This is a genomic window from Sphingobium sp. LB126 (genome assembly GCF_002795205.1).
Classification (GTDB): domain Bacteria; phylum Pseudomonadota; class Alphaproteobacteria; order Sphingomonadales; family Sphingomonadaceae; genus Sphingobium; species Sphingobium chungbukense.
This window is the reverse complement of record NZ_NETV01000002.1, coordinates 870218-885086: the sequence shown is the minus strand read 5'-3', so window position 1 is coordinate 885086 and position 14869 is coordinate 870218. Positions and strand designations below refer to the sequence as shown.

Sequence of the window (14869 nt, the reverse complement as noted above, 5' to 3'; positions counted from 1 at the left end):
AGCCAGAGCCAGCAGGGAGATAGCAATGCGGGCGTTGAGAAATATCTGGTACATGGCCGCCTGGCCGGAGGAGATCGAGCAGGGAAAGCTGTTTCATCGCCAGATCATCGGTGAGCATATACTCTTCTTCCGCGACGAGAATGGGCAGATCCATGCCATTGGCGATCGATGCCCGCACCGTTTCGCCCCGCTCCACATCGGCCAGCAGGTCGGCAATGCCGTCGAGTGCAAATATCACGGCCTGCGCTTCGGTGCGGATGGCGCTTGCATGTTCAACCCGCAGGGCAACGGCGCGATCCCCAAGGCGGCGAGGGTGCCCGCCTTTGCGACCACGGAGAAATACGGCATCGTCTGGATCTGGATGGGCGATCCGGAAAGGGCAGACCCTGCCGCCGTGCCCGATTTTCCGGTCCTGGAGCCGGACGATTATGCCGTCGGCCACGGCTACCTCAAGGTCAACGCCCATTATGAGCTGGAGTCCGACAATATCATGGACCTCAGCCATATCGAATTCCTGCACCCGCTCTTTTCCACCGAGGCGGTCCGGCGGGGCAAGACATCCTCGTCTCAGGAAGGCGATGTCGTCTGGTCGAAGCGGTTCATCAGCAACGACAGCCTGCCTTCCTTTCTGGAGGAGATATTCTTTCTGAAGCCGGGGGCGCCGGCCGACCGCTGGCTCGACTGCCGCTGGCAGGCGCCGGCCCTGATCGAACTCTATAGTGGGGCGACGCCGACCGGCCGACCGCGCGAGGAGGGGCGTGAGGCACCCAGCGTCCATTTCTTCACCCCGGAAACCGAAAAGACGACGCATTATTTCTATGGGATGTGCTGTCCCAGAAGCATGGGGGAGGGCGCGCAGCGACGCGCCGATGAGCAGACGGAGGCTGTCCGCAGCCCGTTCCTCGAGGAGGATCTGCCGGTGATAGAGGCGCAGCAGGCCATGATCGGCGACGCCGACTTCATGTCGCTCCAGCCGATATTGCTGCCGGGCGACGCCGGTGGGGGGCGGGCTCGTCAGGTGCTGGCGAGGATGATCGCTGCCGAGGAAGCGCGGAACTGATCCTTAGGCCTTTTCCGGACCGGCATGAGCAGGAGAAGAGCGAATGGCCGAGTGGCTGAGAAATTGCTGGTATATGGCGGCCTGGGCGGATGAACTTCCGCCCGGTTCGAACCTCACCCGAACGATCATAGATGTGCCACTCCTTCTCTGGCGCGATGGAGAAGGCAGAGCGCGGGCTCTCGTCGACCGCTGTGCCCACCGCCTCGCGCCGCTCAGCATGGGACGGATCGAGCGGGATATCGTGCGTTGCGGCTATCATGGCCTGGCATTTGACGGCAATACGGGGCGGTGCATCCATAACCCCCACGGCCCCATCACGACCGCGCTGGCGGTAAGAGCCTATGCCCTGGCGGAGTGCCACAAGGCGCTCTGGATCTGGATGGGGGAACAGGATCGCGCGGATGAGGATGCTATTCCGGACCTGTCCTTTGCCGATAGCGCGCCGCGGCACGCTTTCAGTGGGGGATATATGCCGACGGCGGCGGACCATCGCTTGCTGGAAGACAATATTCTCGACCTCAGCCACGGCGACTATCTGCATGCGGAAACTCTGGGAGGCGGGTCTTTCACGCGCGCGGGCGTGAAGGTAGAAGAGCGGGGAGACACTGTTTTCGTCCGCTGGTCGGCGAAGAACGAGAAGGCCATACCGATCTGGCAACCGGAACTGCCGGATCCCGACATGATGGTGGATATGACGACGGAGGTTCTTTGGCATCCTTCGGGCGTCATGCTGCTGGATGGCATTCTGACCTCGGCCAATGGCATGGCCGGTGTGGAGATCGTGACACGCAACGCGCATGTCATGACGCCCGAAACCGCCACGACGACGCATTATTTCTATTGTAATTCACGCAATTACCGCACCGACGATGCGGAATATAACCAGGGTATCGCCGCCGGGCTGGCGATGGCGTTCGGGGGCGAGGACAAGCCTATGATCGAGGCGCAGCAGGCGCGGATCGGCAAAGCCGATCTTCTCGAATGCGGTCCGGCCCTGATTTCGATCGACAATGCCTCGACCCGCGCCCGCCGCATCTATCGCCGTCTTGTCGAAGCGGAGAAGAAAGCGATGGAGTCGGCCTTGCAGTGACCCGCGAATGTCTCGTCGCCGTCGGAACGGCAGGTGAGACATCCGGCGAGGGGGGGATTTGCGTGCTCGCCGCCAACCCTTATGACGCGGCTTGGGTGAGCTGCGCCCGACCCTTGCGGTTTCGTCCGAACATATGGCCGGTGACGGTCGACATCAGCGTATCGGGAACCGTGGTTCCGCGCCAGGCGACATGCTGGTCGGGGCGTATGAGGGCGAGCGGCTGTTGATAAAGGTCGATCACCGCCTTGTCCGACGTCTCGAACATCTCGAAGGGTATATGGAGGCGCTCGGCCTGCTCTCTCGCTTTCCCGGCTTCGGCCCGCGCCTCGGGCGCGAGTACCAGCATGGTGAAGCCCTGCCCGAAATGATCGTAAAGCGAATTGCCGTCTTCCAGCCATTGATGCGGGGCAAGGCTGCCCGGCGCGGCTGACGGCGTATAATCGATCGCCTTGTTCCAGGGTTTCGGGCTGGTCTCTTCGACGATGATGGGTGAGTCCATGTAACGATAGCCCAGCACGACGCCCAGGCTGTAGAATTCGGGCCGCTTGGTCGCCCAGATAAGTTCCGCCACTTCCTGGCGCACCTGCTCGCCGCGTGGGGAATCCTCCTCGATCCCTTCACGCGCCAGTTGATTGGGCGCCAGGCTGTGGTTCGCTTCCGCCTCGTCCAGCACATAATGGTGAATTGGCCTGCGCTCCATTTCATAGGTGTCGAGCAAGGCGGAATCGCCCCAGCCCTGCACTGTGGCGGCCAACTTCCAGCCCAGGTCGACGGAGTCGCATATGCCCATGTTCATCCCGAAGCCGCCGAAGGGTGGATGGAGATGGCAGGCGTCGCCGGTCAGGAACACCCGGCCGCTGGAATAGCGTTCGGCCAACAGCCGGTGGATCGTCCAGATTTCGTTGCTCAGGATTTTATAGGGCAGGTCGAGCCCGGTGGACCGCCGGATCATGCCCAGCACATCCTCCTCGGAAAACACCGCATCCGGCGCGATGCCGGTCGGCGCGAAGAACCAGCGATCGTCGGTGTCCATCGGCCCGATGAAGCTGGGCGCTTCGTCGTTGCACTGCCATATCTGGATGCCGGGGCCATGCGGTTGCGCGTCCGCCAGGCCCGGCGCCTGGAAGATGGTCATGTTGTTTCGCGAAAGCCCGTAATCCCCGACCATCCTGATGCCGACCTGCTCGCGCACGGTGCTGCGGCCGCCGTCCGCTCCCACCAGATATTGAGCCGAAAGCTCGCGCATGGTGCCGGTTTCCAGATTGAGGACATGTGCGGAAACGCCTGAGCCGTCCTGCGCGATCTTCACCAGTTCCTGCCCGAATTCGACAGTCACGCAGGGCAGGGAACGCAGATGTTCCAGCAACACGGCTTCGACCTTATATTGCGGGATCCACTGCGCATGTTCCGAATAGCGATGGTCACGCTTCCGATTGCCGTCGAACGCATCTTCGAAACGGGTGATCAGATGACCGCCAAGTCGCGTGACGAACAGCACATTGGCCGGGTAATCGATGCCGAAGGGGGCGGCGTCAGCCAGACGTTCGGCAATGCCCCAGCGACGGAAATGCTCCCGGGTGCGGACATTGCAGTTCTTGGCACGGGGCGCATAGCCGGTGCGATCGTTCCTTTCGACGACGAGGCATGAGACGCCGCGGCTTCCAAGCTCGACCGCCAGCGAGAGCCCGGATGGACCGGCGCCGACAATGATGACCGCCGGATTTATATCCCCACTCTCCACCGCAATAATCCTGTCCTGTTTCTACCGGCGTTTCTACGATGGAACACGCGGCTTAGGAGGATAGCAAAAATGGCTATCCGATCTTTGCCGAGTATCATCTGGTGCGTCCGCGAGGATGCATTCAGGAAAATTTCCCCGCTTCGACGCCCTCTATGAAGTCCAGGAGGGCATCCGCCACCTTTTCAGGCGCCTCCATCGCCGCATAATGGCCAACCCCCTCCAACAAGACGGAGCGGATTTGCTGCCCGGGCGCGGCGTTCGTCATGGTGTGCGCGGTGAACCCGCCGCCGCCCGCGCCGACGGCAAGGACAGGTGCGGCCAGCGTTCGAGATTGCGCGATTTCCACCATCTCGCCGCCCTCTTTCAGCATGGAGGAATAAAGGCCTGCCGCGCCGCTCCAGCCATCCGGCCGCGTATAGCCGCGGGCGAATTCCTCAATATCCTCCTCCCCGATCGCGTCCGGCGTGGCGCACATTGCGGGAAACATGAAGTCGCCAAGAAACGCCTTTTCACGCCCGGCAAGCAGCATTTCCGGAATGCCGGGAGCCGCCATGACGCCGATATGCCATGCACCGCCCTTGGCGACATCGGCGAAATTTTCCAGCCCGAACCCGGCCAGACCCATTTCGATCGCCGTGAAGCTGAGAAGATCGCCCGGATGGGTGGCGGCAAAGCGGAAAGCGGCCCCACCGCTAATATCCTGAGCGGTCAGATGGACAGGCCCAACAGCCAGCGCCTGCACCAGAGCATGAAGATCTTCCGCGGCAACCCTGCTGTCATGCCCGGCTTCCGCGCAATCGGAATCACCGAAGCCTCGCAGGTCGACGGCGAAAACGCGATGCTTTTCCACCAGCAGGGGAAGAAGTTTGTGAAACGCCCACCAGCTTTCGGGAAATCCGTGGACCAGCAGAATGGGTGATCCGCTGCTCCCCGCCGATACATAGTGAAGCTCGGTTCCGTTAACGGCGATGCGGTGATGGGTGACGCCGGGCAGCGTTCTGCCGATGGGCTCGATAGGCATGGAGGGTCTCCGCGTTAGACAACATGGTTGTCCTTTTAAATAGACAACCATGTTGTCGTTGTCTATGGCTTTTCGACAACTATATTGTCTTTTTCTGCTGCCACCTTATGCTTGGGGCGATGGCTCGATCCGGCGCAGACCTCGCATTGCTTCTCCTTGGTGGTTTTCGCTCGATGGCCGATGCCGCGACCGCCGAACTGTCCCGGCGCGGGTTCGACGATGTGCGGCCCGCCCATGAATTCGCACTCCGGGCGATCGCGGGGGGCGCGGGCAACGCGTCTGAACTTGGCCGTCGGCTGGCGGTGACCAAACAGGCGGCGGCCAAGACGGTCGCGATGCTGGAACAGCGCGGCTATGTCTCATTCGAAACCGCCGGGGTATCACGGCGCAAGCGCCTGCAAGTCACCCCGCGCGGCCATGCCATGATGAAGCAGGGCGAGGCGATTTTCGAGGAATTGCGGGCCCAATGGGAAAAGGAGATCGGCAGCGCCGACCTTCGGAAACTCGAAGAAATTCTGGCCAGGCTTGTGGGTTCCACGCCCATTCGGCTGGATACCCCTGGCTGGATCGCGCAAGATGCGACCTATCGGACACAGGCCCGACCTGTCGTCGATGAGCAAGAATAGGATCGTTACCGCCGCTTCGTCCCGCTCATGTCGATCAAGATCGCGCAGTTCATGGCGATTGCCGGGAGGACGCCCTGACACTGGCCAAGATACAGAAATTTGAAGTCGCTTCTGGCTCCTTGCATCTGCGAGGAGCCAGAAGAGAAGCGCGCCTCATCGGCTGACGCTGCCACACACCCTAATCTAGACGGTCGATGCCGAATAGCGGCTGATGGCGAGGTCGGCGGTTTCGATGGCCGGTTTCCGCCCGCCGATGATGTCCGCGATCACATGGCCCGACCCACAGGCCATGGTCCACCCCAATGTGCCATGGCCCGTATTGAGGAACAGGTTCGGGATTTTCGTCGCCCCGATCACCGGCGTGCTGTCCGGCGTCATCGGCCGCAGTCCGGACCAGAAACTGGCACGCGACAGATCGCTCGCGCCGGGGAACAGCGACCCCACAGAATATTCCAGCGTATCCCGCCGCGCCTTGGGCAGACCCTTGGAATAGCCCGACAGCTCCGCCATCCCGCCGACCCTGATCCGGTCGCCCAGCCGCGTGATCGCGACCTTGTAGCTTTCATCGAGCAGCGTCGACACCGGCGCTCGCGTTTCTTCCACGATCGGCGCGGTGATCGAATAGCCCTTCACCGGATAAACCGGCAGCCTGATCCCCAGCGGCGCCAGCATCAAGGGCGAATAGCTTCCCATCGCCACCAGGAAAGCGTCGGCATGGATATGACCCTTGTCGGTTTCGACATGACTGACCCGGCCGTCCTTCACCGCGATCCGCCCGACGGTCCGCCCGTTGAGGAAGGTCACGCCCTTCGCCTTCGCCATATCGGCCAGCGCATTGGTGAATTTGAAACAATCCCCGGTCTCGTCATTGGGCAGTCGCAACCCACCGGCCAACGGCACGCCGTTGCCCGCCAGCCCCGGCTCCACCGCGATGCAGCCCGCCGCATCCAGCACTTCGAAGGGCACACCGTCGGCCTTCAGCACGGCAATGTCCTTGGCTATGCCGTCCAACTGCTTCTGCTCGCGGAACAGTTGCAACGTGCCCTGCGACCGCTCATCATAAGCGATGCCCGTCTCGTGCCGCAAATCTATCAGCCGGTCGCGGCTATATTCCGCCAGCCGCACCATCCGGCTCTTGTTGATCGCATAGGATCGCTCATTGCAATTGCCCAGCATCGCCGCCATCCAGCGCAGCATGGCCATGTCGATCTGCGGCCGCAGGATCAGCGGCGCATGCTTCATGAACAGCCAGCGCAGCGCCTTCATCGGTATTCCCGGCGCCGCCCAGGGCGAGGCATAACCGGGCGAAATCTCGCCCGCATTGGCGAAGCTGGTCTCGAGCGCCGGGCCATCCTGCCGGTCGATCACCGTCACTTCATGCCCGGATTGCGTCAGATACCAGGCGGAGGTGACGCCGATCACGCCGCTGCCGAGAATAACGACCTTCATGCTGTGATGCTCCGCTTATGGGGGACAGCCGCCGCGTCCACCACGCGGCAATAGCGCTGCCCCAATTGGGTCAGGATTTCATAGGCAATGGTCCCGGCATCGTCGGCGACCGCGTCGATCGTCTGATGCGGTCCCAACAGTTCCACCGGCGCGCCGGGATAGAGCAAGATGTCGGGCACATCGGTCACGTCCAGCGTGATGCTGTCCATCGACACCCGCCCGATGATCGGCGCTCTGATGTCCTTGATGAAGGCAGAGCCGACATTGCTCAGATGACGCGGCCAGCCGTCGGCATAGCCCACCGGAATGGTCGCGATCTGCGTGGGCCGGTCGCAGCCATGGGTCAGGCCATAACCGACGCCCGCACCCGCGGGAACATTGCGTAACTGGGTGATCCGCGCCTCCAGCGCGACCACGGCGCGCATCGGATTGGGGGAGCCCTGCGGCGCCCCGCCGTAGAGTGCGATCCCTGCCCGCACCAGGTCGAAATGCCCGCGCTTCAGGAAAGCGCCGCCGCTATTGTCCAGCGCGCGTGGCACATCGGGGAAATGCCGGGCCAGGGCCTCGAAATTCTCGCGCTGCTCGTCGTTGAACGCCGCGTCGGGATCGTCGGCGCAGGCCAGATGGCTCATGAGGAGCTTCAGGTCGATGCCATCCAGCCGCTCAGGCTCGGCAACAAGGGTTGCGACTTCCTCCGGTGACAGTCCCAGCCGCGACATGCCGCTGTCGACCTGAAGCACGGCAGGCAGGCGCCGCCCCAGCGTCCGTGCCTGCCGCGCCCAGCGCACTATCTGATCGAGGGAGTTCAGCACGGGGATCGCGTCGATTGCCGCGCAATCACCTTCCGCCCCCGGTTGCAGGCCGTTGAGCACGAACAGCGAAACGCCGTCCCGCAAGGCCGGCTTCAGCGCTACCGCTTCGCCCAGCAATGCGACGAAGAAATGACGGCATCCCGCATCCATCAGCGTGGCCGCGACATGCTCGGCGCCCAGACCATAGCCATTGGCCTTGATCACCCCCGCGACCGTCGCGGGCGCGACCTGGCGCTGGATGATCCGATAATTTTCGGCCAGCGCTTCCAGATCGATGCGCAGCACGGCTCCGGCAGTATCGATAGACGACATGATGCCTCCCCTCGCCGGAAAGCTATCGCGACGCTATACGAATGGGCTCCCATATATTCGAAGAATAATCTATTTATGGCGAATTATTGGATGATCATTCACAGGAAATCGAACAAATGTCAGAATCGCTCGACGCCACGGATCGCTCGATCATCCGCCTGCTGCGCCTGAACGCCCGCAGACCCAATTCTGAGATCGCTGCGGAGGTCGGTCTGTCGCCTTCGGCCTGCCACCGCCGCATCCGCCTGCTGGAGGATGCCGGCGTCATCCGCGGCTATACCATCGTCACCGCGCCCATCGAGCAGGAAGGCCGTGCCGTCGACGTGCTGGTGCAGGTGACGCTGGACCGCCAGACCGAAGATTATCTCGCCCGTTTCGAACATGCGGTGCGGCAATGTCCGGAAATCCGCGAATGTTTCCTGATGACGGGAGGGGTGGATTACTGGCTGCGCGTGCGGACCGAAAGCGTCACCGCCTATGAGGCGATCCACAGCGAGATATTGTCCCGAATGCCCGGCGTCACCCGTATCAACAGCAGCATCGCCATGCGTGACGCCCTGGGCCCACCGCGATCGAAAAGAGGTAAGCGATTTTAGGGCCGATCCGGTTCGTCAAAGTGACCGCCGAGCGGTGGACTGAAATCATGTGATAAATTTCGGCTTAATCGTGCCTTCCCGTTGTCAATCCTGCAAACCGCGACGCTGCGTGAAAATAACACCCGCCCTTTGTAAGGAACCATCATTCCGGGGGAACATGGAAAGCTTCTAAAAAGGGGCACAAGATAAGGAGGGGAAAATGAGAGGTTCCTATTTTGTCGCCATTTGCGGGGCATTCGTGTCGCACGCGGCGATCGCACAGACCACAATGTCGCCAGCGCGTCCGCATGGCGAAGCACCGCAAGACGCGCGGGATGCATCCGGGCAAAGCCTGGGTGATATCATCGTGACCGCGTCACGCCGAAGCGATACGGTTCGGAAAACGCCGATCGCCGTGTCTGCCTATGCGGGACAGAAGCTGGAAGCGGCGCAGACGAAGAGCCTCAACGACCTTGTCGGCCCAAGCCCGAACATACAGATCGGCAATTCCTATAATTCCTCGAACATCACGATCCGCGGTATCGGCAATCAGCAGATCAACGCAGGCCAGGATTCGGGCGTGGCCATTCACGCGGACGGCGCCTACATCGGTCAGCCGTCCCTGACCCTCGCCACCTTCCTCGATCTCGCGCGGGTGGAGATATTGCGCGGTCCGCAGGGCACGCTGTTCGGGCGCAATGCGACGGGCGGCGTGATCAACGTGGTGCCGAACGAGCCGACGGCTGAAACCCATTATGGTGTCGATCTGACGGCGGGGGTCGATCCCGCCCTGTTCCAGCTTTCCGGCTTCATCAACGGTTCGCTCAATGAATCGGGTACTCTGAGCGGTCGGGTCGCGGCCCAGCAAAGCTATAATCGCGGCTATACCCGTAACCTCCTTCCCAATGGGCCGAACCGCCTGGACGATGCCAAGAACCAGTCGGTGCGCGGCCAGATCAAGTGGAAGCCGTCGGACATGTTCGATGCGCGCCTGCTGGTGGAATATGCGAATGACGATTCGAACGGGCCGGCGAGTTTCCTTGAGGGAACACCCGATCCGACCATCCCGCTGCCCTCCATCCTCATCGGCCAGTCGCGCGGCGATGTCGGCAAGCGGGAAGTGTTCGCGAACATCAATTATCGGAAGGTGCATTCCTTCAACACCAACCTCACCCTCAACTGGGCTCTTGGCGGCGGCAATCTGAAAGCGCTCCTGTCCTACGCCGACTCAAAGCTCGTCAATGTGTCGGACGGCGACGGCACGGCCGCGGAGGACACTTATGCCTCCTTCACCAACAAGGCCCGGCAGACCTATGACGAACTGATCTACACCTCGGACAATTCCAAGCCGTTCACCTATCTGCTGGGTGCGAACTATTTTCGGGAACGTCTGGAGCAGGCGATCGAGGTTCCCATTGCCGAGGCGCCGTTGGGTGGCGGCGTCGTCCTCAACGACATAACGGTGTTCGGCGGCGCGGTTCCGCTGATCACGACGTCCTATGCTGCTTTCGGGCGCGCGCAATATGCGTTCACGCCGGACTTCAAACTGTTCGCCGGTTTGCGATACACGCACGACAAGAAATCGATCGTGCAGTACAACAACTTCATCAACGGAGGGACGCTCCAGTCTTCATCGTCGAGCTGGAACAGATTGACCTATGAAATCGGTGCGTCCTACGCGTTCAACCAAACGCTCGATGGCTATTTGAAATATTCGACAGGGTTCAAAGGCGGCGGATATTCCGCCGGTACGCTGGCACCTTCGTTCAGGCCCGAGACGAACGCAAACTATGAAGCCGGACTGAAGGGCAACTTCTTCAATCGGGCCTTGCAGGCCAACCTTGCGATCTTTTACATGAAATATGACGATTTGCAGGTGAACCAGATCGTCGGTGTCTCCTCCTCCGTCACCAACGCCGCCAAGGCGACGGTCTATGGCGCGGAGCTGGAAACATCGCTTCGCCTGAACGATGCGCTGCGGATCGAATGGTCCGCCGCCTATCTGAATGCGACCTTCGATGAGTTCCGGACAGCGGATTCTTCCCGGCCCAATAGTTGCGATCCGGGGACGGGAGTCGGTACGGTTCCCTGTTCGCTGGACCTGTCCGGAAACGCGCTGCCCCAGTCGCCGAAATATACCAGCAGCCTGGGCGGTTATTACGATGTTCCGCTGGCGTCGGGGAAGGTCACGCTGGGCGCCCGCTACGACTGGAAATCGCGCGTATATTTCACCGAGTTCAACCTTCCCATCTCCTCGCAGAAGGCGGTGGGCAAGCTCAACCTGTTCCTGAACTATGAGAGTGAAGACGGACGCTTCACGGGCAGCCTCTTCGCCAAGAATGTAACGAACGAGCAGGTGAAGGGTAACGTCATCGTCGTGTCTTCGATCATCGGTTCCCTCGCGCTCGGCCAATATCAGCCGGGGCGTCAACTGGGCATGTCCTTTGGCTATCATTTCTAGTGGAGCGTGAACGTTTCGGATTTGTGTGACGGAAGATCCTGGTCGGCTAAGCTGCATGAAGAGCCCATGCCTTGCCGGCCGGGATTTTCGGCGTTCGGCGGAGCGCGACCTTTCGAGTACAGGCCGAGACGTCCTTGGATCAGGATGATGACGGTGCAACATTGCCGGGGTTTTTCATGAATATGCCATCCGCCGACCGGCCTGCAGTGCCGCAGGACGTCATCATCCACTATGACGTGCCGTGCCGGCTCAGCGATGGAACGGTTCTTCGGGCGGATATCGCCCGGCCGGGAGGTGAGGGGCAGTGGCCTGTCATCCTCGCGCGGACGCCCTACGGCAAAGCCGTGGCGCCGGGCTTCACGACAGACCTGACGCACGGCGCCCGGCATGGTTATGTGACGATCATCCAGGATGTGCGGGGGCGGGGGACATCGGACGGCGGAGCGGATTTCCGTCCCTGGGTCGACGAGGGGAGGGACGGCGCGGAAGCGATCGAATGGGCGGCTGCGCTGCCCTATTCCAATGGAAAGGTCCATATGAGCGGGCCTTCCTATCTCGGCTTCGTGCAATGGGCGGCGGCCGCCGAACGCCCGCCTTCGCTCCATGCCATCAATCCGATCGTCCCGGTGGGGCCGTTCAAGCGGTCCTTCATCTATTGCGGCGGCGTTCTCGAACTTGAACTGAACGGTTATTGGTGGACGATGATCGGGCTCGAAGCCATTCTGCGCCGCGAGTGGGACTCTCCGGAAGCCAGGAGCGAGGCGATCGCACGGGCGAGTGCCTCGCTCGAAGCCTTGGCGCGGGACCATGGCTACGTCCATCTTCCGCTCAGCGGCTTCGAGCCGGTGGCAAGCAGCGCGCTGGGCGGCCAGCTTTTCGACCTATTGGCGGACGGGAACAATGCCCCATGTATGGCCGCGACGATGCGGGCGAACGATTATGAGGCTATCACCGTTCCGGCGCTGGTCGTCGCTGGGTGGTACGACATATTCATCAGGGGTTCGATCGATCAGTTCGTTGGGATGCGCGCCAGGGGGGGTAGCGATGCGGCGCGGACGAAAAGCCGCTTGATCGTCGGTCCCTGGGCGCATCATCCCCAGGGCAAGATGACCGGCGAACGGATTTCGCCCGGCTCGGCCGCGATCCAGGCGCTCAACCCCTTTGGTCATATGGGGCTGGCCGCCCGTTATTTCACGGCATTGGATGAGGGTGCCGACACGGACGCGCCCGTCAAAATCTGGGTGATGGGCGCGGACAGGTGGCGCGACGAATATGAATGGCCGATCGCGCGCACTCAGGTGTCGCCCTGGTATCTCTCCAGCGGCGGTCGCGCCAATTCCAGCGGAGGGGACGGCACCCTGTCGACCCGGCCGGGCGCAGGGGGAGCACCCGACAGTTTCATCTACGATCCGGCCGACCCCGTGCCGACGCGCGGCGGCGCCGTGTTTGGCGTGACCTGCGTGCCGGGGGGCAGCGACCAGAATGCGATCGGGAAGCGCGATGACATATTGGTCTACAGGTCCGATATCCTGTTGGAGGATATCGAGGTCACCGGCACGCCCTGGGTAGAGTTGTGGATCATGACGGACGTGGTCGACACCGATTTCGTGGCCCGGCTGATCGACGTTCATCCGGACGGGACCGCGCGCCTCATCACCGATGGCATCCTTCGCGCCCGGTATCGCGACGATCCGGAGGGTCTCGCTTCAGCAGCGCCCCTGGAACCCGGCCGGCCTTATCTGCTGCGGATCGAACTTCTGCCGACGAGCAACCTGTTCAAGGCGGGGCACCGATTGCGATTGGACGTCACCAGCAGCTGTTTCCCGCGTTGGGCGCGGAACCTCAATATCTGGGATGAATGGGGCGGCACCTTGGCCGACGCCAAGGTCGCGCATCAGCATGTGCTCCACGACGATGCGCATCCTTCCCGCATTTTGCTGCCGATCATCCCGGCGACGGATTGAGCGACCTCGCCGGCGTCGCGCGGCGGCGGCCGCACGATGTTGCTCGCGGTGCCGTCAGAAGACGGCCTTCAGGCGCTCCGTTGCAATGGCTCTCGCCTCGTCGACGATGCGGTCGATCAGGTCCCTGACGGTGGGCACGTCGTCGATCAGCCCCGCCACCATGCCGCAACTCCAGGCTCCTGACTCCACCTCGCCTTCGACCATTACCCTGTGATAGACGCCGGCGACATGCTCGGCGATATGCTCGAACCGCACATCGTCGCCGAGGGCCAGCTCCACGTCGACAATCCGGTCGACGGCAGGATTGCGCAAGACCCGCTCCGTATTGCGCAGGGCGCGCATGATAAGCCGGGTGTCGCGTTCGCCTGCCTGCACGATCGCCTGCTTGACCCGATCATGCACGGGTGCTTCCCGCGTCGCGACGAAGCGGGTGCCCATGTTGATGCCGTCGGCGCCCAGCGCGAGCGCGGCGACGAGCGACCGGCCATCCGCCATGCCGCCGGACGCGATGAACGGAATCGACAATGCCTTCGCAGCGAGAGGCAGCAGGATCAGGCCCGGCACGTCATCCTCGCCCGGATGCCCGCCGCATTCAAAGCCATCGACGCTCACCGCGTCGCAGCCGATGGCCTGTGCCTTCAACGCATGTCGGATCGCGGTGCATTTGTGGATGACCTTCACCCCCGCCGCTTTCAGCATCGGCAGATATTCGACGGGATTGTTGCCGGCCGTTTCCACGACCGGGACGCCCTTGTCCAGGATGACCTGCACATAGCCAGGATAGTCGGGAGCGTTCACGACCGGCAGGAATGTCAGATTGACGCCAAAGGGCTTGTCGGTCATGGCGCGGCAACGATCGATCTCGGCCGCCAGATCGGCGGGCGTCCGCTGCGTCAGCGCGGTGAGTATGCCCAGGCCGCCGGCCTCAGACACGGCCGAAGCCAGTTCGGCCTTGCCCACATAGTGCATGCCGCCCTGCATGATGGGATATTGGATACCGAATAATTGGGTGATGCGCGTCTGCATTGTGATGTCCCGGCTTGGTGAATGTGTGAGGCGCCGCCTGGTGCGCAGCGAGAGCGTGGAGGTTTCCGTCACTCCACGGCGTTCTCCTGCTCGATCGAGAGGGCCCGCCGATAGGCCGGGCGCGCCGCGAGCCGTGTGAAATAGTCGACGGCGGGTGGTGGCAGATCGTCGCCCAGGCCAAGGGCGCGTGCGAATTTGATGGCATAGCCCATCGATATGTCCGCCGCGCTGAAGCGATCCCCGCAGGCATAGTCTCGTCCCGCCATCATGCGCATCGCGCCATCGAGCCGTTTGAAGAACCAGCGTCGATAATCCCCCGCGACCTGTGGATTGCGGCGATGCTGCGGTTCCAGCACGGTGTACCGCAGGTAGAGCGTCTGCGGGAAAGTCAGTGTCGCTTCGCCCATGTGGAGGAAGTTCAGATAATCGGGATAGGCAGGATCGACCGGAGCGACGGACAATCCTGCCTCCGGGTTCGTATCGGCCAGATAGTGCACGATCGCCGCGGACTCGCTCATCCCCGTCCCATCCACGATCATGAACGGGATGGTGCCCAACGGGTTTATCTCAAGATATTCACGCGCGCGGAACCGGGGTGGAAAGGGCAGCATGTGCAGCCTGTATTCGAGGTGAAGCTCTTCCAGCATCCAGAGCGCGCGAAACGATCGCGCGCCGTCGCAATGATATAATTCGATCACAGCGATTCCTCGTGCCGTTGGCGCGTCGTGATTC

12 protein-coding genes are annotated in these 14869 nt (G+C 62.1%); 6 read left to right on the top strand and 6 right to left on the bottom strand.

The genetic code is table 11. From position 1 onward, the window contains the following. Positions 1-25: 25 nt before the first annotated feature. The gene (locus tag CAF53_RS20095) at positions 26-1060 is read left to right on the top strand and encodes an aromatic ring-hydroxylating dioxygenase subunit alpha (RefSeq protein WP_100239350.1); all 1035 of its coding nucleotides are present in this window, start codon (positions 26-28) and stop codon (positions 1058-1060) included. Positions 1061-1103: 43 nt separating this feature from the next. Next, on the top strand, positions 1104-2150 hold the full coding sequence (locus CAF53_RS20090) for an aromatic ring-hydroxylating dioxygenase subunit alpha (RefSeq protein ID WP_100239349.1): 1047 nt from the start codon (positions 1104-1106) through the stop codon (positions 2148-2150). Positions 2151-2229: 79 nt separating this feature from the next. On the opposite strand, the gene CAF53_RS20085 is transcribed toward CAF53_RS20090, so the two are convergent. Then, positions 2230-3891, bottom strand: coding sequence for an FAD-dependent monooxygenase (locus CAF53_RS20085; RefSeq protein WP_197707493.1), 1662 nt, complete (start codon positions 3889-3891; stop codon positions 2230-2232). Positions 3892-4012: 121 nt separating this feature from the next. Then, complete coding sequence (locus tag CAF53_RS20080) at positions 4013-4912, bottom strand: alpha/beta hydrolase (RefSeq protein WP_100239347.1); 900 nt, start codon at positions 4910-4912, stop codon at positions 4013-4015. 119 nt (positions 4913-5031) lie between these two features. Between CAF53_RS20080 and CAF53_RS20075 the strand changes: the two genes are divergently transcribed. Beyond that, positions 5032-5538: a MarR family winged helix-turn-helix transcriptional regulator gene (locus tag CAF53_RS20075; protein ID WP_046764412.1), complete on the top strand. Its 507-nt coding sequence runs from the start codon at positions 5032-5034 to the stop codon at positions 5536-5538. Positions 5539-5721: 183 nt separating this feature from the next. Here CAF53_RS20075 and CAF53_RS20070 read toward each other — a convergent pair whose 3' ends face one another. Beyond that, positions 5722-6987 (bottom strand): D-amino acid dehydrogenase, encoded by a 1266-nt coding sequence (locus tag CAF53_RS20070; protein WP_100239346.1) that lies wholly within the window; start codon positions 6985-6987, stop codon positions 5722-5724. After that, positions 6984-8111, bottom strand: a complete 1128-nt coding sequence (gene alr, locus CAF53_RS20065) for an alanine racemase (RefSeq protein ID WP_100239345.1) — start codon at positions 8109-8111, stop codon at positions 6984-6986. Before alr ends, CAF53_RS20070 begins: the two co-directional genes overlap by 4 nt. A 116-nt stretch (positions 8112-8227) precedes the next feature. Here alr and CAF53_RS20060 point away from each other — a divergent pair, with 116 nt between their 5' ends. The 3 genes from CAF53_RS20060 (at position 8228) to CAF53_RS20050 (ending at position 13111) form a co-directional block, all read left to right on the top strand. Next, a complete protein-coding gene (locus tag CAF53_RS20060; protein WP_100239579.1) occupies positions 8228-8707 on the top strand; it encodes an Lrp/AsnC family transcriptional regulator in 480 nt (159 codons plus the stop codon). 199 nt (positions 8708-8906) lie between these two features. Further along, positions 8907-11147, top strand: a complete 2241-nt coding sequence (locus CAF53_RS20055; protein ID WP_100239344.1) for a TonB-dependent receptor — start codon at positions 8907-8909, stop codon at positions 11145-11147. 176 nt (positions 11148-11323) lie between these two features. Next, positions 11324-13111: a CocE/NonD family hydrolase gene (locus CAF53_RS20050; protein WP_100239343.1), complete on the top strand. Its 1788-nt coding sequence runs from the start codon at positions 11324-11326 to the stop codon at positions 13109-13111. Between the two features lie 54 nt (positions 13112-13165). Here CAF53_RS20050 and CAF53_RS20045 read toward each other — a convergent pair whose 3' ends face one another. After that, positions 13166-14137 carry a nitronate monooxygenase family protein gene (locus tag CAF53_RS20045; protein WP_100239578.1) on the bottom strand — a complete coding sequence of 324 codons (972 nt, stop codon included), beginning with the start codon at positions 14135-14137 and terminating at the stop codon, positions 13166-13168. 68 nt (positions 14138-14205) lie between these two features. Next, positions 14206-14835 (bottom strand): glutathione S-transferase family protein, encoded by a 630-nt coding sequence (locus tag CAF53_RS20040; RefSeq protein ID WP_100239342.1) that lies wholly within the window; start codon positions 14833-14835, stop codon positions 14206-14208. Between the last annotated feature and the right edge of the window lie 34 nt (positions 14836-14869).